The sequence below is a fragment of the Endozoicomonas sp. ALB091 genome, from assembly GCF_049310265.1.
GTDB lineage: Bacteria > Pseudomonadota > Gammaproteobacteria > Pseudomonadales > Endozoicomonadaceae > Endozoicomonas.
This window is the reverse complement of record NZ_JBLYNQ010000001.1, coordinates 299,453-315,026: the sequence shown is the minus strand read 5'-3', so window position 1 is coordinate 315,026 and position 15,574 is coordinate 299,453. Positions and strand designations below refer to the sequence as shown.

Annotated in this window: 31 protein-coding genes; 10 read left to right on the top strand and 21 right to left on the bottom strand. The window is 51.4% G+C overall.

Translation table 11 applies throughout. The annotated features are described in order from the left end of the window. Positions 1–46: 46 nt before the first annotated feature. From ACO6UX_RS01375 to ACO6UX_RS01275, 21 genes are all read right to left on the bottom strand, one after another. Positions 47–310 (bottom strand): hypothetical protein, encoded by a 264-nt coding sequence (locus ACO6UX_RS01375; RefSeq protein ID WP_422444158.1) that lies wholly within the window; start codon positions 308–310, stop codon positions 47–49. A 36-nt stretch (positions 311–346) separates the two neighbouring features. Next, positions 347–646 (bottom strand): hypothetical protein, encoded by a 300-nt coding sequence (locus ACO6UX_RS01370; RefSeq protein WP_422444157.1) that lies wholly within the window; start codon positions 644–646, stop codon positions 347–349. Positions 647–731: 85 nt separating this feature from the next. Then, positions 732–935: a hypothetical protein gene (locus ACO6UX_RS01365; RefSeq protein ID WP_422444155.1), complete on the bottom strand. Its 204-nt coding sequence runs from the start codon at positions 933–935 to the stop codon at positions 732–734. Between the two features lie 133 nt (positions 936–1,068). Next, complete coding sequence (locus ACO6UX_RS01360) at positions 1,069–1,512, bottom strand: hypothetical protein (RefSeq protein WP_422444153.1); 444 nt, start codon at positions 1,510–1,512, stop codon at positions 1,069–1,071. After that, positions 1,509–1,847, bottom strand: coding sequence for a hypothetical protein (locus ACO6UX_RS01355; protein ID WP_422444151.1), 339 nt, complete (start codon positions 1,845–1,847; stop codon positions 1,509–1,511). The genes ACO6UX_RS01360 and ACO6UX_RS01355 overlap by 4 nt, the downstream gene beginning before the upstream one ends. Next, positions 1,840–2,046, bottom strand: a complete 207-nt coding sequence (locus ACO6UX_RS01350; RefSeq protein ID WP_422444149.1) for a hypothetical protein — start codon at positions 2,044–2,046, stop codon at positions 1,840–1,842. The genes ACO6UX_RS01355 and ACO6UX_RS01350 overlap by 8 nt, the downstream gene beginning before the upstream one ends. Beyond that, a complete protein-coding gene (locus tag ACO6UX_RS01345) occupies positions 2,043–2,537 on the bottom strand; it encodes a hypothetical protein (RefSeq protein ID WP_422444147.1) in 495 nt (164 codons plus the stop codon). The genes ACO6UX_RS01350 and ACO6UX_RS01345 overlap by 4 nt, the downstream gene beginning before the upstream one ends. Next, positions 2,527–2,808, bottom strand: coding sequence for a hypothetical protein (locus ACO6UX_RS01340; RefSeq protein WP_422444145.1), 282 nt, complete (start codon positions 2,806–2,808; stop codon positions 2,527–2,529). Before ACO6UX_RS01340 ends, ACO6UX_RS01345 begins: the two co-directional genes overlap by 11 nt. Positions 2,809–2,823: 15 nt before the next feature. After that, positions 2,824–3,006, bottom strand: a complete 183-nt coding sequence (locus tag ACO6UX_RS01335) for a hypothetical protein (RefSeq protein ID WP_422444143.1) — start codon at positions 3,004–3,006, stop codon at positions 2,824–2,826. Next, positions 2,987–3,208 (bottom strand): hypothetical protein, encoded by a 222-nt coding sequence (locus tag ACO6UX_RS01330; RefSeq protein ID WP_422444141.1) that lies wholly within the window; start codon positions 3,206–3,208, stop codon positions 2,987–2,989. Before ACO6UX_RS01330 ends, ACO6UX_RS01335 begins: the two co-directional genes overlap by 20 nt. Positions 3,209–3,254: 46 nt before the next feature. Next, positions 3,255–3,581 carry a hypothetical protein gene (locus tag ACO6UX_RS01325; RefSeq protein ID WP_422444139.1) on the bottom strand — a complete coding sequence of 109 codons (327 nt, stop codon included), beginning with the start codon at positions 3,579–3,581 and terminating at the stop codon, positions 3,255–3,257. A 270-nt stretch (positions 3,582–3,851) separates the two neighbouring features. Next, a complete protein-coding gene (locus ACO6UX_RS01320; RefSeq protein ID WP_422444137.1) occupies positions 3,852–4,712 on the bottom strand; it encodes a VUT family protein in 861 nt (286 codons plus the stop codon). Between the two features lie 25 nt (positions 4,713–4,737). Then, entirely contained in the window at positions 4,738–5,349 is a 612-nt protein-coding gene (locus ACO6UX_RS01315) for a helix-turn-helix domain-containing protein (RefSeq protein WP_422444135.1), read from the bottom strand. A 327-nt stretch (positions 5,350–5,676) separates the two neighbouring features. Next, positions 5,677–6,201: a hypothetical protein gene (locus ACO6UX_RS01310; protein ID WP_422444133.1), complete on the bottom strand. Its 525-nt coding sequence runs from the start codon at positions 6,199–6,201 to the stop codon at positions 5,677–5,679. Continuing rightward, positions 6,198–6,431: a hypothetical protein gene (locus ACO6UX_RS01305; protein ID WP_422444131.1), complete on the bottom strand. Its 234-nt coding sequence runs from the start codon at positions 6,429–6,431 to the stop codon at positions 6,198–6,200. Before ACO6UX_RS01305 ends, ACO6UX_RS01310 begins: the two co-directional genes overlap by 4 nt. After that, positions 6,403–6,771, bottom strand: a complete 369-nt coding sequence (locus tag ACO6UX_RS01300; RefSeq protein WP_422444129.1) for a hypothetical protein — start codon at positions 6,769–6,771, stop codon at positions 6,403–6,405. The genes ACO6UX_RS01305 and ACO6UX_RS01300 overlap by 29 nt, the downstream gene beginning before the upstream one ends. Continuing rightward, complete coding sequence (locus ACO6UX_RS01295) at positions 6,735–7,070, bottom strand: hypothetical protein (protein WP_422444127.1); 336 nt, start codon at positions 7,068–7,070, stop codon at positions 6,735–6,737. The genes ACO6UX_RS01300 and ACO6UX_RS01295 overlap by 37 nt, the downstream gene beginning before the upstream one ends. Continuing rightward, positions 7,060–7,785, bottom strand: coding sequence for a hypothetical protein (locus tag ACO6UX_RS01290; RefSeq protein WP_422444125.1), 726 nt, complete (start codon positions 7,783–7,785; stop codon positions 7,060–7,062). The genes ACO6UX_RS01295 and ACO6UX_RS01290 overlap by 11 nt, the downstream gene beginning before the upstream one ends. 6 nt (positions 7,786–7,791) lie before the next feature. Continuing rightward, complete coding sequence (locus ACO6UX_RS01285; protein ID WP_422444732.1) at positions 7,792–8,436, bottom strand: replication protein P; 645 nt, start codon at positions 8,434–8,436, stop codon at positions 7,792–7,794. 111 nt (positions 8,437–8,547) lie between these two features. After that, complete coding sequence (locus ACO6UX_RS01280) at positions 8,548–9,045, bottom strand: hypothetical protein (RefSeq protein WP_422444123.1); 498 nt, start codon at positions 9,043–9,045, stop codon at positions 8,548–8,550. After that, on the bottom strand, positions 9,045–9,713 hold the full coding sequence (locus tag ACO6UX_RS01275; protein WP_422444121.1) for a hypothetical protein: 669 nt from the start codon (positions 9,711–9,713) through the stop codon (positions 9,045–9,047). Before ACO6UX_RS01275 ends, ACO6UX_RS01280 begins: the two co-directional genes overlap by 1 nt. A gap of 162 nt (positions 9,714–9,875) precedes the next feature. Between ACO6UX_RS01275 and ACO6UX_RS01270 the strand changes: the two genes are divergently transcribed. From ACO6UX_RS01270 to ACO6UX_RS01225, 10 genes are all read left to right on the top strand, one after another. Next, positions 9,876–10,607: a hypothetical protein gene (locus tag ACO6UX_RS01270; protein ID WP_422444119.1), complete on the top strand. Its 732-nt coding sequence runs from the start codon at positions 9,876–9,878 to the stop codon at positions 10,605–10,607. 418 nt (positions 10,608–11,025) lie between these two features. Next, positions 11,026–11,874: a PD-(D/E)XK nuclease-like domain-containing protein gene (locus ACO6UX_RS01265; RefSeq protein WP_422444117.1), complete on the top strand. Its 849-nt coding sequence runs from the start codon at positions 11,026–11,028 to the stop codon at positions 11,872–11,874. Further along, positions 11,871–12,032, top strand: a complete 162-nt coding sequence (locus ACO6UX_RS01260; protein WP_422444115.1) for a hypothetical protein — start codon at positions 11,871–11,873, stop codon at positions 12,030–12,032. Before ACO6UX_RS01265 ends, ACO6UX_RS01260 begins: the two co-directional genes overlap by 4 nt. After that, positions 12,032–12,244 carry a hypothetical protein gene (locus ACO6UX_RS01255; protein ID WP_422444113.1) on the top strand — a complete coding sequence of 71 codons (213 nt, stop codon included), beginning with the start codon at positions 12,032–12,034 and terminating at the stop codon, positions 12,242–12,244. The genes ACO6UX_RS01260 and ACO6UX_RS01255 overlap by 1 nt, the downstream gene beginning before the upstream one ends. Continuing rightward, entirely contained in the window at positions 12,189–13,106 is a 918-nt protein-coding gene (locus ACO6UX_RS01250) for a hypothetical protein (protein ID WP_422444112.1), read from the top strand. The genes ACO6UX_RS01255 and ACO6UX_RS01250 overlap by 56 nt, the downstream gene beginning before the upstream one ends. Further along, a complete protein-coding gene (locus ACO6UX_RS01245; RefSeq protein WP_422444110.1) occupies positions 13,093–13,413 on the top strand; it encodes a hypothetical protein in 321 nt (106 codons plus the stop codon). The genes ACO6UX_RS01250 and ACO6UX_RS01245 overlap by 14 nt, the downstream gene beginning before the upstream one ends. A 1-nt stretch (position 13,414) precedes the next feature. After that, positions 13,415–13,915: a single-stranded DNA-binding protein gene (gene ssb, locus ACO6UX_RS01240; RefSeq protein WP_422444108.1), complete on the top strand. Its 501-nt coding sequence runs from the start codon at positions 13,415–13,417 to the stop codon at positions 13,913–13,915. 66 nt (positions 13,916–13,981) lie between these two features. Beyond that, positions 13,982–14,140, top strand: coding sequence for a hypothetical protein (locus tag ACO6UX_RS01235; RefSeq protein WP_422444106.1), 159 nt, complete (start codon positions 13,982–13,984; stop codon positions 14,138–14,140). Further along, on the top strand, positions 14,137–14,355 hold the full coding sequence (locus ACO6UX_RS01230) for a hypothetical protein (protein WP_422444104.1): 219 nt from the start codon (positions 14,137–14,139) through the stop codon (positions 14,353–14,355). The genes ACO6UX_RS01235 and ACO6UX_RS01230 overlap by 4 nt, the downstream gene beginning before the upstream one ends. Before the next feature lie 90 nt (positions 14,356–14,445). Continuing rightward, complete coding sequence (locus ACO6UX_RS01225; protein ID WP_422444102.1) at positions 14,446–15,567, top strand: hypothetical protein; 1,122 nt, start codon at positions 14,446–14,448, stop codon at positions 15,565–15,567. The last annotated feature ends 7 nt before the right edge of the window (positions 15,568–15,574 follow it).

The following is a 15,574-nucleotide window of genomic DNA, read 5'->3' as shown; positions in this document are numbered from 1 at the left end:
TGTAATCTGCCTGTGCGGCAGTGCATCGGTTGAGTGCCTGAGTAGGTTAGCTTTCACCAGATGGGCTGTCAATCTCAATGAACTGCCGGTTATGACACTCGTCAATAAATTTGTCCAGCGCTTCCCTCGGCATCTCACGGTACATCCTGTTGTTGTGCTGGCCGGTCTTGTTCCGCCAGGCCCGTATCAGCGAATTGGAAACGTCCATACCCTGAGCCTTGAACATGTCTTGCAGGAGTTCCCGGTCTTTGTGCAGTCGCAACAGCAGGACCAGATGGTGGAATACGTCGTTAGTTGGTATGAATTGCATAACATCTCCATGGGGGGGCTGGATAGGCTTTTCCCTCTATCGCTTGCCCAGGGCCAGGTCAAACCAGCCGTCAAGGTATTCCTGATGCAACCGGCTAACGTTGGTAAAACGGTAACGTCTGATCACCTGATCAACCTCGCCGGTATCATGCACCTTCAGATGCTCCAGGTCAAATGCTGAAAAACCGTCTGCGAAACCGTTGTCAAACAGGATAAACCAGCCAGTATTGTCTGCCATTTCATGCCGGTTATACACTTCGACCACCACTCCTTTGGCACCTGCGGGTGCATGGTGAAGATCAACACCCAATGTCACTACGCTACCCAGATTTAACATTGTCAGTACCATTAATTAGACAACTGATACGATAGTTATGTCGCTTATGCGAACTGAGTTCGCATAATCACAGTGTTAAACGCATTTAATCATCGTCGAGTTCAATATCTTGTGGCATTCCGTCATCGGTAAACTGCCATACTTTTGAAACATCACCCGAAATTGAAAAAGCATTAAGACTGCCAAGCTCACGTTTTTCTGCAATTAAACGGGCTTCTTCTTCGGTTTCCGCTTCTACTTCTGTCCAGCAGCTAACGGTTGCCGAACCTTTGAATTTATATATTGGCATTCTGAGCCTCCTGCAACTATCAAGGATTACTTGACGGTTGAGTTGTAATCTAAAAGTTTACTACTGGATTGTGCTAATCAGCGTTTACCAAGAGCGTCAACGGGACAGCCTACGGCTGCCCATTACGCAGGGGTTATGCGGATACGGCATCCTCAAACTTTAGCAACCTTCTTGAATAGCCATCCTTTGCGTCGTCATGGCCTGTCAGCTTTACCTCAAAGTAGGCAGGCATGTGGTCGCTAATACCGGTTATGACTCCAATATCAAGCGTTGTTCCAATCTCAAACGGCGGCTGGATATTATTTTCTTTAACCCAGGCAAAACAGACTTCTTTGTGAATCGTATCTACATTGAAACCCATTGCATCAATGTCTTCGACAAACATCGTATCTATGTCATCCCATCCATTGCGGTCCAGGGCCTTGGCTAAATCGAAACCATTCATGTATGTGCGGTACACTTGGACAATGGCATTAGCGAGTTCCGCTTTTTCTTCCAGTGACAGGTTTGATGTTTCAGCAGCGGTTTTCTCTGCCGCTTTCATAATAATTTCTGGTGTAACTTCCGGCCTTTTCATTTTTGTTCCTCAGTCAAATCTGCATAATCCAACGTCAACGATACCTTGTTATCAAATATTCTCAGTCTGACCGTTTCCCCACGCCCCAGTGCTGCATAATCTTCCTGTGAAATCCCCGTCCCCATGTAATGTGGCTGCGCGCCAATCGCTCCCAACTGACGGAACATCACCATGACAACCCCAATGCCCAGCATCGACCACGCATTGACCGGATTGCCCCAATAAAACTGGAACGCCATGAACAACGGCACCGATAACAGCCACAAATCCATCAACAACAATTTGCGCGTTCTGAGAAACGGCGTCGGTATTCGTTTTTGCCACCGCTTAACCACGTCCGGGCTCCTTGGGAACCAGCGTCAACGCCTTGGAATACTGCTCATGCAAACGCTGGGCAATCGCAGAAAACTCATCATCCGTTATCAGACCCAAAATACGCAAATCAGTCAGCGACCTGTTCAGATCAACCGCCCGATCCGCTTCCAAAACGTCGCCATCCTCAGTAATGTAAGGCACTTTGTCAGTCAGTTTCATGGCATTCTCCCCGCACTTTTCGGGTAAGTCTCTTTCACCTTGGGAACATCAGAACTTTCTGCTTCGATGTTTTCTTTTTCAAGCATCATTCTTTTACGCCACTGGACTGCCATATCGTAACCCTGTTGTTCACCGTATTTTTTGATCGAAAAAGATTTTGACTTACTTGACCGCTCACCCCCCTTGTAAAAATCAACCGTGGCCATCCAACAATCTCTTTGATCGTCCCTGTAACGGCGAACACCCGCAAAGTTCGAATTAGTTTGCGACAGAAATTTCCGCTCCCATTTAAAGGCTTCAGCAGGCAAGCTGTCACGAAAAGCAATGGCCGCTGCTTTGGCATTATCCGGGCTTTTGTATTTGGTGCTGGGGAACGGGTGCTTCGTGCCGTAAGTTGTGGCCAGGACGTACCAGATATTTTTCTGATCGTCGTATTTCAAATGATGATCCGGTTGATGCTCGTCCAGCCACTCTCGTTGATCAGGTTTCATCAGACCATTCATCCACATTAATTTCGTTATTCGACAAGCCAAAACCGATCAACCGGGCATACACATCGTCGTCATCGTCCATAACGGCAAGAATAACCTGCATCTTGCCCTTCAACGGCAACAGCAGTTTATTGATCTCTTCGCACACCTCAATCTTGTGCATCGGTTTTAGGTGAATCGTCAGGGTCATCACCGCCCCCAAGAACATCTGAATCTCAGTCTCTGGTGCCGTGATCTGATAAATTCGTTTAACTACTTGATCAATGTTCACCGCGCAGTACCTCTGTCATTTTGCGAACATCTTATATTTTCGCTTGATATAAGCTAACCAGGTATCGAACGCATCGTACCCGGTGTTGTGAAGCTCATTAAATGCTTCGACTCCTTCCATGATGATTGCCTGATGGGCACCTTCGGAGAGCGTGTCGTCGTCGAAGGCTTTCAGAAATTCATAGAGTGCCTGGTTCATGTAAATTTTCCTCATTCCATTGCCTTAGTGCCTCGACCTCGTTCGGGAACACTTGTTTAATTTTCCACTTGTTATCAGGGTCAGATGTCTGGATCAGCACAAACAACTTGCTGGTAAAATTCGTGCCGCCGTTTATCCAGTGCGGTATATCAATGCGCTTGAGTCGGTCGACTTCTTGCTGGTCTACTGGTTCAGGTTTCATTGAGCTTACTTCCTGTCATTAAATAGTCTTGGTTTCGTTGCTATAGTCAGGTCTTGGGTCGTAGGTGCTCATGGTCTTTATTGGGTTCCGGTGGGGTCATATAACGGCGGGTAAGCTGGCTAAATTTCTCAACATCGGCAACGTCAATTTTTGAATGGCGATAGGAAACAAATACCGCAAGACACAGATTGATCACCATCGTTGCAAGCACCCAAAATTGCCAGCTAGAAGGCGTATGATCATGCACGGCATAACCGAGCACAAAAGCAATAATAAGATAGCCTGACATTAACCAGGCATTATGAATACGACTTCGGACGCTGAGCCGATACATGAACCAGTCCATCTGGTTCAGATCATCTTTATGAGACATAAACTACTCTCCTAACAATGACCGCCATTCACTGATGCACCTTTCCAGAAACGCTTTCCGGTCAAGACGCCCCTCAATATCAGGAAAATAAAAAGTGTCAGTCGGATTATGATGCCGACTAATGCGGGAGTTAAGCTGTCTTAGTTCTTCCTCTGCAACCATCAGCTTAACCTGCACGGACGGTATTGCCCGATAATGAATCTGGCCCCGATGGGTACGGGGCACTTGTCCTAAATGAATTCGATCCATAATAACTGCAACCAAAACTGCTCAATATTTGGCATAATGCCTGCGCCAGAAACGGGCTCCGTATACAATCGCCAGCCCAATAGGCAGGTAGATTAACACCAGCGGGTACTTCGCCACAGTGACATTAGTCACAAAATTCAGGGTTTCAGAATCGTTCCAATAAGCACCGAATCGGGCTATTGGAGCAACGACCGAGAAAATAGTCAGGGCAACGGACGTTGATACCAGGGAGCGAAACCAGAACCAGCGATTGTTCATCCAGCTCCTTATCCGGTGAAACAGAAGGATGTTAATCATATCGGTCATCAGCAGGCTCAAACCGAGTTTAAAAAAGTTGTGCGGCAGCTCTTGATAGATCAGTTCTATGGCCTGAACTTTTTCGTGACTGTGATCTCCGTGTACTAAACCAGCCAGAAAATGAACGTGAAGCCACCAGGCACCACCCAGAACCATCAGCAAACTGCTGGTGTAAATCAATGTCTGCCGTGCCCGACGAATACCGTACAACTCCGATATGCTGTCCAGTAAAACGTAGGTGACAGGAAACAGAATACTTCCTCCGGTAAACTCCAGCCCCATCACATGAAAATGGCGCATGAAAACCACCGGGCAGAATACCAGTAAAGCTACATACAAAGCGCCTATGGCCAAGAACAGGTTTTGTTGATTGATCAGGTGAAAAGAAAAACACCCGCATACCCCTTCGTCAGCAACAATTTTCGGATGGTTCCTGACCTGTTCATACAGCTTGCCCCGGTCATCCCTGGTTAATCGGTCTACCTCACCTGTAGCAATGTATTTGGGTAAAGAACGGCGTTCCTGACGTTCTCTGACCAACAGGATAATCTCGTCATGTTCTGCGTCGTAACTGTGAAACTTCATGGAGCCCCTTTATTATTTTTCTGTATCAAACCAGATCGTCCATTTTCCAGTAATCCATGTTGCGAATACGACCAATCACCTCCATGCCATCCTGAGCATTGGATTTTTCCCCGGATTGATCGTAATAACGGTTGAAACACCCGAGTTGCTTCATACCACCAGACTCATACCACGCAAGAAACATACCCGGACCCGGCCTGAAAATGACCTCAACGGTCAATAACGTATTGGCCGGAAAATAATTGTTGGTTTCCGGCAAATAAAAATAAGCGTATAAATTCGGCTCTTGGGGAACATGGCGAAGACTGTTAAAAATATCAGGCACCATCAGTTCTGCCTCAAAAGGTGAACCTTCAAGTGGCACAACCGTCACCGTGGTTTTTATCACGCCTTTCTTGAGACTCGGGCGTTCAAAATCGTAAATGCCACCTTTGCCATTACCCAGCCAGTTCGGATCGACACCCAAAGCCTTCGATAACGGTTCCAGATACTTGTGAGGTTTAGCGATGTCACCACTGAGCAAACGATAAATATAAGCCCGCTCAACACCAGACTTCCATGCCAGTTTGGTGACCGTTTTAATACCGGCCAACTCCATCGCCAGTTTAAAACGCTCTGCCACTTCAGGATGATTCATGTCCATGTTCCTGAATGGGAAAATGTTAAGTCCATGGTTAAAAATCCATGGAAACGGGTAATGCGATGGGATTTATACTAGATTAACCGGCCAATAGAGATCAACACCCAAAACAAACAGAATGTGAAAAATGTGAAAAGGGTGTTGCCTGCCGATGCTGATTGGTGCTTAGATAAAAACCGAAAGGGACATCTTTAGCCGTGGCGTCCAATTTTCAGTTGTAGCAGCAATTTGAGGATTGGAGTATGGAACAAATTTTTAAGGATAAACGTGTCAGGGAAGAGTTGGATCTGGACAGTAATGAGCACTGCGTATTCGTGACGGTCTCTACAGGGAGCCGACCAATCCCTGAGATTGAAACTGAAGTTCTAATTGATGCACAGCCCCATCGTATACCTCAAACAAGGTTTGCCGCAGGGAAAACCGGTCACGATACGCCGAGCTTTGACTCATTGATTGGGACTTTAGCCAGGCAGCCAACGTTTCTTGAGTTAATCCAGCAAACTCCCTCAAAACAAATTTTGTTATGTTACGGTTATCATCCAGAAGATTCCTGATTAACTCGATCAGGTAGTTTTGCAGGGCTGGATCGCGATTGTGTCTTAACCACAGTACCGCCTCCATCAACGGGTTTCCGTCCAGTGTTTTTGTTATAAGCTGTGCGCTCAAGGTGTCTTGGGCGTTGCGTTCCAGGTTATTCAAACCGTCGCTGAAGTTATCCAGTCGCCGTCCGTCGGCGGCCCTGGCGGTGTAAAAATGTTGCCAGCCGGATTTGATGTACCGCTCCAGGGTGATGCCGGACAGCGAACGGTTGAGCAGGTGGTAGATGTCTCGATACGGTGCCTGGTTCACTGGGTTCGCCTGTTTGCATACACTTTTCGATAGGATTTCACGTTGGGCATGGTGCTGTGCATACGGCTGATTTTACCGGACTCGACAAAATGGTGAAAACGCTCACAGGCTTTGCCGGTGCGGCAGGTGTCCCTGTGGGGGCAGTGGTCACAGGGGCTTTCAATACACTCGACTTTCTTAAGATAGCTTCGTTTCGCGGTTCTATCGGTCAGTGGCTGGATCAGTGTCATGGCCTTCCCTGCCTTTGCGTTTTTGCAGCTCTTTGATCAGGGCCAGTGCGTCGCTTTCGCTGGTGACGATGCGGTATTCACCTTGCCAGTTGGCGCGAAACTCCCTCTGTTTCGGGGTCAGTTTCCGGGCGGACGGGGGTTTGTTGCCGTCCTTGATTTCCACCAGGATGTTGTACCCCAGGTAGCCGATGGTGAGGTCCGGGTAGCCGCTGTGCTGGTTGGACGTGACCGCCACGGATACGCTGGCAGCCTTGAACACCGCTACGATCTGTTTCTGGTTGTCGTCCACACGGGCGGCTCTTCTCAACGCAGCACCTCCGGGTGGTGGGTGAAGATCCATTCGTGGGTTTTCAGGATCAGGTAGCTCCACAGTTCGGCGTGTTCAATGGGGCTCATACTGTCCATGGCCGGGTTGGATGTGCGGCGATCCATCAGGTCATGGCAATCGTTACACAAGAACGCAGTGCAGGCGTCGGAGGGCTTGATGCCAGTGCCTTTACCAAAGTTTTGTGCCCGGAAGCTCTGGACGTGGCAGGCGACGACACGACCTGTTCCTTCGGGCAGTTGGCACCACTGGCAGGGGCTGTGCTCGGCCAGTTGCAGGAGCTTTTTGTTGCGGTAGATGCCTTTACTGATCATGTTGTTGTACCGCCACAGAGACCGGGTTCCAGGGGCGGGTGACCGTCTTTGGGGCGTCCTTGCTGGCCTTCTGGTCATCAAACAGGGTGATGGCGTGCAGTTCCCGGTTGGTGACTTTGTGGGTCAGTGGCTGGTCCAGTTCCGCTGTCGGGTGTTCACTGATCTGGCCACCGCCACACAGAAATGCTTCGATGTCAGCACTCAGGCGTTGCTGGCGGGTAGCGGCGTGATCAGACCAGCCGACCGTTTTTTTTCGCCACTGACCATAGTCTTTGAACAGGGTGAGGAAGCGTTGGAATGCGTCTGGGTCATGGTCGAGTTCCTTTCGTGAGTTGATCAGGCAAAAGTGCTTGAGGTGGTAAGTGGCCTCGTCCTCGCAAGGGGTTTGGCCAGTGAGGGAGTGGACGTACTCCTGAAACTCCCGGTTCTTGCACAGCAGGGCGGCGTCACGGGAGACAGAGCCACCTTTGAGAGCAGGCGTTTCGGCAGGTGTTGGTTCGGGCGTGGGGTCGCCCTGGTCCGGGTCGATCAGCATGAGCTGGCCACCGTAGATTTTGCCCACCAGGTTGGCTCCCATAAATTGCTCGCCAGTGGCCTGGTCCACTTCAAAGCTGACCCGGTAGATGGGGCCGTCTTTGCCGTTGCGGGCCTGTACCCGAGCATTGGTTCCGGCGAAGTTGAACCGGACGCCTGCCTGATCCAGTGGGTTGCTCATGGCTGGTTACTCCGCAGGTTCGCTGTCACTGAATAACCCTTTGAGTTTTGCCCTGGCATCCGCCGCCGATTGTTGTTTGTCGTAGTCCGGTGGCGGTGGCAGCGGGTGGAAGGTTTTGGGTTTGGGCAGTTGCGCCAGCAGTTCCGGCTCGCTTTGCGTGGAGAGTTGCCGGTAATGGTCGGCAAAGTTCTTTTTGAGGCTTTGTAGCTGTTGCGCCGTGGCGCAGTGGCGCAGTTCGTACCAGCCGGTTGCCCGACCGGCAAGATAAACGGCCATGTGGGAAAAGGATGCCGCCTTTGGGTCAGCACTGCGGTCGCACGCCTCGCGAAAGGCGTCTGCCACCGATGGCAAGCCCACGGGTTGCGCCGCTGCCTGACACAGAGCAGCAAAACGGGCCGGGTTGGGGTAGTGTTCCTGGTCGGCAATCCGGCCAAGACCGTGCGTAAAATGCGCCTCACTGATCTTCCTCTCGGTCAGTACTCGGGCATATTCCGTCGAGATGGCTTTCAAATCCGCCGGGGTCGGATAGTCCCGACGAAACCACGGGTGTATGAGGGAGAGCCTTTCCAGTAAGACTGCGACGTGGTGTGGTGTCAGCCAGGTAGTCGGCGTCGATGATGATTTCGCCGGTTCCGGCTTCTGGCGGCCCATCCGGTGCAAAGACTTCTGCCAGTCCTGCGCGCCAATCGGTTTGTTTTTGTCCTCCATGACGGGTCTCCTGAAGTGGGAACAGACCTTTCCAGGTGTTCGCGATGGATTGTTCTACGATGTCCCGTTGCCGGTCGTGGTCGCCGTCGGCCAGTTGTATGAGCTTGTTGTAGGCGATCTGTTCGGACCGGGGGGTTTTGTAGCGGTCGTTGAACTGGGTTTTTTTGTAGTCCAGCCACAGTTCCCAGGCAAAGACGTTAAGGCCGGGGGGGGAGTCTTCAGGGTTTCCTGCCTGATGGCTTTGGGCTTGGGTTGCGGCTCCGGTTGCAGCACAGCGACGGTGGGCAGCAGTAGTTGGTAGGCGTTGCTTTCGGTGCCACCCGTTGCGCTGACCTGGGGGATGCGCTGGATAACGCTTTGGCCTTCCAGCAGGTTGAGCTTTTTGCACAGCGTGGATTTGGACTTGAACCCGCACAGGGTTTTCAGGCGCTGGTAGCTGACCGTGGCGATGTGCTGTTCGTTGCTGTAGTTGGCCAGCATGATCAGCAGCAGTTTGGCCATGGGGTCGCTGATCGGCTGGTCTAAACTCCATGCCTGGGCTTCAAGGCTCATTACAGGGTCTCCATGATGGGGCGGTAGCTCTGTTGCCAGAGGGCTTTGCGCAGGAAGGTGGCCGCTTCGGGGATTTGGTCGGGCCGGTTTTTCCAGCGAATGTCGCCCACCATGGGGTCGATACGGTTCAGCAGGTGTTCCATCAGCAGCAGGTAGTCGTCTTCCCGCTGGTAGAACCGCTCCATGTGAAAGGCCGCCCGTGCGGGTATCCCGTGGGTTTTGTTGGGGTAGTGATACCAGAATTTGCCGAATTGTTTCCGTTCCAACTGCACCTGTGGGGATAGTTGTTGCGGGCGGCGGTAGAACGTTGGGGCGCTGGCTTTTTCAGTGGCTTTTAAGCTAGGATTGCCGCCTTTTCGGCCATTCTCGATCCGGCGCTGTCGGCGGTTGGCCTCCCGGACGATGCTCGGCAGGTAGTATCCCTTGGGCGACTCACGCAGCAGACCATTTTGCTTGAGTGACGGGAGCAGGCGGCGCAGGTAGCGTCGGTCGGTGTGGATATGACTGGCGATTTCGTCCAGCGTCAGGGGCAGGTCAAATTCGGTGAGGATGCCGTCCTGGCTTTCGCCGGGCAGTCTGGACAACAGGATCAGGTCGGACAGCACGCCACGGGCTTCCGGTGAAAGCTGTCGAATTGAAGGGTGTTTTAACCAGTCCTGGTCTAACATGGCATCCGTTTGTTTTATTAGGGTTATGGTTTCAATAATAGAACTCCGGTAAAACTCTGGTCAACAGTCTTTTTTGGTCACGATTTCATGACGGGGTGGAATTTGCACTATGCGACACATTAAGCTCAGGTACATGAAAATTCTAAGTTTGTGGTGAATGACATGGGACGAACAAAAGGGTCTTATTCCGAAGAGTCTGAGTTATCGGCGGTCGATTTGGCGGTGATCAATAATTTTGAGGCGCTATGGAGTGAACGGGCGGTAGAGCTGGGTGTCCAGAAAGTGGATTTGGCCAGGAAAGCAGGCTACACAAAAAGTTTTTTATACCGGGTGCTCAGAAGGGAGCGACGGATGCCTGATCAGATGATCAAAGTTGCCGCCGAGATGCTGGACGTGCCTGCTCACAGGATCAAGCCGGTGGATGCAGGCAAAGTGCTGTTAAGCGGCATGGAAGCTACCTCCAATGTGCCAGTGTTCACCCTGCTTGCTGATCTTCTGGCGTTTAAAAACGACGGTGTTTTGCCTGATGATGTGGAGTTTATGCCGTCCTATGTGGTGCAAAAGCGTTATCTGGCCCTGCGTGATACTTACGGAGAAGTGGACAGCGTGGAAAAAATCGTGGATTTTCGCCGGAAGCTGGGGTTTTGCGCCCTGATCCTGAATCAGAATACCTGGTTTGCCAAGAAGGCCGATTATCTGATCATCGACCTGGATGAAGCTCAACGGGGTGGTGAGAAAATTACCCTGTGGACGTGGAACAAGGAAGCCTACGTAATGGGATACATGGAATCGTTAGGCCCTGTCACAGAGCTTAGGGTGCCTGGCAGGGCTGAAGCACTGTCGTTGGAAGGCGCTGAATACATCGGCTATGTGCGAGGGGTTCAGTTCGAGTAAGGGGGGTTAGGGGGGATTATATATACTTCAGGTTTATATATTTCTCTTTGATTAAATATAAATATATAAACAACGCCCTATAAGATATTTATATATATAAATAATAGCGAAAATCGTGCCATTTATTGGAATAAGTTCCCGAAATCCTCAATAAAGCCAGTCCCCGTCAGGGTTTGACTGGTCTTTTCTGGCTGTTTCTGTGATAACCCCCGGTTCATATTACGCACCCCCCCCTGTCTAAATTACGCACCCCCCCTGTTCATATTACGCACCCCCCTGTTTGGTCAGGTAAGCAAAAAACGCTTGACTATCGAAATTCGTATATGTTTTTTTAATTAATCCAAAGTGAAACTTTGTTTATTAGAAGTGCTATAAATAAAACTCCAAACACAAAAAAACAGAGATAGGTGTTCCATTGATGCAAACAAAACAACAGGCAGCAGCCGGTGAATTGCCGCTGGTCAACGGCATCGTTCCGCCGGGTATCTACCAGAATATCCCCTCCGATCAGTACCATGGTGCTCCTGGCATCAGTTCCAGCCAAGTCAAGCTGATCAGTGAAAAATCCCTTGCCCACTTCCATGCCAAGTATGTGACCGGAGAGATTCAGGATAAGCCCAGTGCGGCCATGAAACTCGGTACGCTGTTCCATACCGCTGTGCTGGAACCGGCCACCATTGACGATCTGTACCGGTTGGAGCTGGACCCCGCTGACCACCCCAACGCCCTGCGGGGTAAGGACGCCATTGTTGCCCGGATCAAGCAGATCAATGAGGACATCGAGGACAAGAGCCAGAAGCTGAAGGTGACCGGCACCATTGCCGAACTGACCAGCCGCCTGCTGGAAGTGGACCCCGAGGCGGTGTTGTGGGATCGCCTGTTGGCCGCTGCCGCTGAAGACCCCCGTGAGGTGGTGAGCATTGCTGACTGGGATACGGCCCATCGCATGTGTGAGAGCGTGATGCGTCACCCGCTGGCCAATAACCTGCTGACTGGTGGTGAGGCGGAGAGCAGTATTTTTGCCGTGGAACCCAACACGGGCCTGCCGGTGAAGGTGAGGCCGGATTACCTGCGGCGGCAGGACCGCATGATGGTAGACCTGAAAAGTACCCGTGATGCGTCGCCGTTCCGGTGGGCCAAGGATGCCGGGTTACGGGGCTACCATATTCAGCAGGCGATGTACTGCCATGTGCCGACCCTGTTGGAACCTGCCCTGCCCATTGACGATTTTGTGTTTGTCATCTGTGAGAACACCCCCCCTATGTGACCGAGTGCGTGGTGCTGGACAAGACCACGGTGGAGACCGGTTATCACCGCTTCCATGAAAACCTGCATCGCCTGAAAGAGAGCATCGAGAAAGATTACTGGCCGGGTTATTCACACGGTGAGCTGATCGTGCTCGATGCCCCCGAGTGGGCGGCCTGATGAAAAGTGTCGAGGACTGGTTCGAGGATGTGTTTTACGACGAGTTACGGCAGCAGGAACGGGCAGACAATCTTTACCAGAACGATTTGAGATACCACCCCGATTGCCGTGACCCAAACCACCCCGGTTGCAGGAAGTGTGAGCCGGAGCATTTTGATGACGTTGAGGACAGGGATGATGACCAAAGCGCCAGTAGTCATAGAGAGCAGTAACCCTATGCAACAGATGTTAGTCAGCGGCAACAATGCCCTTGACACCGCCAACCAGCACGACCTGTTAAGCAAGGCCAGTATGTTGCAGGTGCAGGTGCAGGTAGCCAAGCAGTATGAGCGCAATATCGACAAGGTGCGGGTAGAAGTAGTGTCCCTGTGCCAGATGCCGCAACTGGCGGAGAAGGCGATGTACGCCTATCCGAAAGGCGGTCAGGTGGTGGCTGGCCCCTCCATTCGCCTGATTGAAGCCATCGCTCAGGCCATGGGCAATATCGAGTACGGCATTGTTGAACTTCAGCAGACCGACAAGGAGGTGCTATTGGAAGCCTTCGCCTGGGATATTGAGAAAAACGTGCGCCGCTCGATGCGCTGGACCGTGAAAATGGTGCGAGACACCAAGAAAGGCAGTTATGCCCTGAACGACCAGCGGGACCGTTACGAGATGATGGCCAATATGGGGATGCGCCGGGTTCGGGCCTGCCTGATGGCGGTGATTCCGTCACCGATTCAGGAGTTGGCCATTGAAACGGTCAAGACCACGCTGATGAATCATGGCCGCCTGATCAAGCCGGAGCAGCAGGGCCGGATGCTGGATGCCTTTGCTGTCTACGGTATTGAGCGGGGGCATTTGGAGAAGTATCTGGGCCATAAGCTGGACAAGCTGACGGCGCAGGAGGCCATGAATCTGCGGATGATCTGCGATTCGTTGGAGGCGGGCATCGGCAAGCCTTCGGAGTTTTTTGCCGGGTATGTTGATAAGGGCGATGCGCAGCCACAGAACGAGAGTGTTGGCCGGATTAACGAGAAGCTGAAAAAGCAATCTGCCAAGGGTGGGAAGGAGGCCGGTGATGGAACAGCTTAATAGCCTTGAGAAACACGAGTTTATCCGACACGCCATGTATCTCCTGGGTATGGCCATGGAAACGCCGAAAGGTGTGGATATGTTTGTTGAATGGTACGGCCATGTGGACGCATTGCATGTTTTCATAACGCACAACGCCTTGTACGTAAACAAAAAGCACAAAGACTACGACGAGGAACGGGAAAGACATATTTATCGGACAGAGGTCAGGGGCCGAGGCGATGAGCCTGTTAAGAATTTAATTAAAACCATCAATGAGTGCCAGCAGGTGCTGGACAAATTAAAGCAAGAGCAGGAGGTTGCCTGATATGGCACAGAAAGGAATCAACAAAGTCATCCTGATCGGGAATGTTGGACAAGACCCCGATATTCGGTTCACCCCGTCAGGAACCGCAGTTGCCAACCTGAGTATTGCTACGTCAGAGCAATGGAAGGATCAGCAGGGGCAGCAGCAGGAAAAGACGGAGTGGCACCGGGTAGTGATCTTCGGAAAGCTGGCGGAAATCTGCCAACAGTATGTTCAGAAAGGCGCAAAGCTGTATATCGAAGGGAAATTGCAGACCCGCAAGTGGCAGGGGCAGGACGGGCAGGACCGGTATACCACGGAAATTGTAGTGGACGGGTTCGGCGGCGTGATGCAGAAGCTGGACAGGCTGGAAGGTGGTCAGCAGCAACAGCAGCAACGGCCACAGGCTCAGCAGCGTCCGGGCAATCATCCGGCACAGCAGGCACCGCAGAATTATCAGCAGCAGGGACAGCAAGGCGGCGGATACCAGGGCGCTGACCAGTATCCCGACAATCCCTTTTAATCCCGTCAGTTGAAAAAAAAGCTGGTTCAGGAAGTACCAGCCCCCCCAACAAGGAAGGTATAGACCATGCGACACGAATTAGATTTAACCGCCGGTTTGCTCCACAAGTTTACTGACAAGGCCCACCCCGACAAACCCCACCCCCGCAAGAAGCGTGATACCAAGGCGCAGAAGAAGGCCAAGCGTAAGTCTCAGAAGATTGCCAGAAGGATTAACCGCCGATGAGCCAGCAGACAGAGGTTATCGACAAGCTGTTCCTGGAACTGAGCCAGTTTACCCGCGCCAGAACGGAGCGGGAGATGGAACTGGCAAAAGCAGTAGAACGGGCATTTCTGGCGGGATTGAGTATCGGTAATGACCCACGGTTCACCATGAAAGATTCCAGGGATCAGTGGGAGAAGTACAGAGAGGTGTTTTTGACAGAGTTGTTGGATTTGTAGGGTTATAACAATAAGGGATGCAGAGATGAATCTTACGGTGTTAGAGCATAACGGAAGGCAGGTGATGAGCAGCGTTGACCTGGCCAGAGAGTGTGGACAGACGCATTCAGATTTCAAAAGAAGATTCCAAGGGTTCTTAAAGATGCCGGAAAATTTTCCGGTATCTATTTTGATCAATATAACCGGGAGCAGGAATGCTACTACCTGCCCGAAAGGGAGTCTTGCCTGATGGCTATGAGCTATAGCTACGAACTTCAGGCGAAAGTGTATGATCGCTGGAAGCTGCTGGAAAGTGAGCAATCGGTATCTATTGTTCACCAGTCGCCTGCTGACCCCTATAAAAAACTCCAGATGGATATGGCGGCGACGCTAAGTGCCGTCGAGTTTGCCGAGAGAATAGGTTTTGAAAAGAACCAGGCTTTGCTATCGGCGGATCGGTTGATCAAGAAGCGGCTCAACTTTTCACCGCTGGAAGAAATGCAGCAAGCTGCCCTGATAGCCCCCGTTCAGGAGATGACCTACACACCCACCGAACTGGGCCGGTTCTATTCGCCTGCTTACTCGCCCGTCATCATGAACCTGATGCTGCAACAGGCCGGTATGCAGGAGCGCATCAACGACCGCTGGACGCCGACTGAGAAGGGCAAGCCATTCAGTGAGATTCTGGACGTGGGCAAGGCGCACAGTGACGGCACGCCCGTTAAGCAGGTGAAGTGGTACAAGGCGGTAAAGGATCAGCTGTTACCGGTGGTGAATGAGTCGCCTGCTTACCTGGCCGTTTCGCCTGCTTACGAGGGTGGCACCGGGCAGGGCGCGGACTCAGCGCCTGCTGACCTGGCTGATATTAAGGGAGTCACGGTTGCCGATCCTGAAAAGCCGTACAAACAACGAACATCCCGGAAAAAGAAACAGGCCGGTTATAAAAGACAGGTATCGAACCCTGGGAGGTATGGTTTAACGGGATACCTGAGCATTCTTGAGCTGTCCGACAAATTCAATATGCAGCGTAAACACATTATTGAGCGGTTAGAAAAATATCGCCTGATTAAATGGGTTGAGCGCAGGAAAAAATACATTCTGACGGAAAAAGGGTATCGCTATGGAGTGATGTACGATCCGTCGTTGAAAGAGTTTCACAAGCAGGAAAACAAGCGGATGTTACTGGGTAATGCCCAGCCGGTGTTTACTGCGGCTGTTTTTGATTTGTTTTGAGGGTAGG

Excerpts from the sequence above, each read along its gene's own strand:
- ACO6UX_RS01375 (WP_422444158.1), bottom strand. The coding sequence starts at position 310 with ATGCAATTCATACCAACTAACGACGTATTCCACCATCTGGTCCTGCTG.
- ACO6UX_RS01370 (WP_422444157.1), bottom strand. The coding sequence starts at position 646 with ATGTTAAATCTGGGTAGCGTAGTGACATTGGGTGTTGATCTTCACCAT.
- ACO6UX_RS01365 (WP_422444155.1), bottom strand. The coding sequence starts at position 935 with ATGCCAATATATAAATTCAAAGGTTCGGCAACCGTTAGCTGCTGGACA.
- ACO6UX_RS01360 (WP_422444153.1), bottom strand. The coding sequence starts at position 1,512 with ATGAAAAGGCCGGAAGTTACACCAGAAATTATTATGAAAGCGGCAGAG.
- ACO6UX_RS01350 (WP_422444149.1), bottom strand. The coding sequence starts at position 2,046 with ATGAAACTGACTGACAAAGTGCCTTACATTACTGAGGATGGCGACGTT.
- ACO6UX_RS01345 (WP_422444147.1), bottom strand. The coding sequence starts at position 2,537 with ATGAAACCTGATCAACGAGAGTGGCTGGACGAGCATCAACCGGATCAT.
- ACO6UX_RS01335 (WP_422444143.1), bottom strand. The coding sequence starts at position 3,006 with ATGAACCAGGCACTCTATGAATTTCTGAAAGCCTTCGACGACGACACG.
- ACO6UX_RS01330 (WP_422444141.1), bottom strand. The coding sequence starts at position 3,208 with ATGAAACCTGAACCAGTAGACCAGCAAGAAGTCGACCGACTCAAGCGC.
- ACO6UX_RS01325 (WP_422444139.1), bottom strand. The coding sequence starts at position 3,581 with ATGTCTCATAAAGATGATCTGAACCAGATGGACTGGTTCATGTATCGG.
- ACO6UX_RS01320 (WP_422444137.1), bottom strand. The coding sequence starts at position 4,712 with ATGAAGTTTCACAGTTACGACGCAGAACATGACGAGATTATCCTGTTG.
- ACO6UX_RS01315 (WP_422444135.1), bottom strand. The coding sequence starts at position 5,349 with ATGAATCATCCTGAAGTGGCAGAGCGTTTTAAACTGGCGATGGAGTTG.
- ACO6UX_RS01305 (WP_422444131.1), bottom strand. The coding sequence starts at position 6,431 with ATGACACTGATCCAGCCACTGACCGATAGAACCGCGAAACGAAGCTAT.
- ACO6UX_RS01300 (WP_422444129.1), bottom strand. The coding sequence starts at position 6,771 with ATGGATCTTCACCCACCACCCGGAGGTGCTGCGTTGAGAAGAGCCGCC.
- ACO6UX_RS01295 (WP_422444127.1), bottom strand. The coding sequence starts at position 7,070 with ATGATCAGTAAAGGCATCTACCGCAACAAAAAGCTCCTGCAACTGGCC.
- ACO6UX_RS01290 (WP_422444125.1), bottom strand. The coding sequence starts at position 7,785 with ATGAGCAACCCACTGGATCAGGCAGGCGTCCGGTTCAACTTCGCCGGA.
- ACO6UX_RS01285 (WP_422444732.1), bottom strand. The coding sequence starts at position 8,436 with ATGGGCCGCCAGAAGCCGGAACCGGCGAAATCATCATCGACGCCGACT.
- ACO6UX_RS01280 (WP_422444123.1), bottom strand. The coding sequence starts at position 9,045 with ATGAGCCTTGAAGCCCAGGCATGGAGTTTAGACCAGCCGATCAGCGAC.
- ACO6UX_RS01275 (WP_422444121.1), bottom strand. The coding sequence starts at position 9,713 with ATGTTAGACCAGGACTGGTTAAAACACCCTTCAATTCGACAGCTTTCA.
- ACO6UX_RS01270 (WP_422444119.1), top strand. The coding sequence starts at position 9,876 with ATGGGACGAACAAAAGGGTCTTATTCCGAAGAGTCTGAGTTATCGGCG.
- ACO6UX_RS01265 (WP_422444117.1), top strand. The coding sequence starts at position 11,026 with ATGCAAACAAAACAACAGGCAGCAGCCGGTGAATTGCCGCTGGTCAAC.
- ACO6UX_RS01255 (WP_422444113.1), top strand. The coding sequence starts at position 12,032 with ATGAAAAGTGTCGAGGACTGGTTCGAGGATGTGTTTTACGACGAGTTA.
- ACO6UX_RS01250 (WP_422444112.1), top strand. The coding sequence starts at position 12,189 with ATGACGTTGAGGACAGGGATGATGACCAAAGCGCCAGTAGTCATAGAG.
- ACO6UX_RS01245 (WP_422444110.1), top strand. The coding sequence starts at position 13,093 with ATGGAACAGCTTAATAGCCTTGAGAAACACGAGTTTATCCGACACGCC.
- ssb (WP_422444108.1), top strand. The coding sequence starts at position 13,415 with ATGGCACAGAAAGGAATCAACAAAGTCATCCTGATCGGGAATGTTGGA.
- ACO6UX_RS01235 (WP_422444106.1), top strand. The coding sequence starts at position 13,982 with ATGCGACACGAATTAGATTTAACCGCCGGTTTGCTCCACAAGTTTACT.
- ACO6UX_RS01230 (WP_422444104.1), top strand. The coding sequence starts at position 14,137 with ATGAGCCAGCAGACAGAGGTTATCGACAAGCTGTTCCTGGAACTGAGC.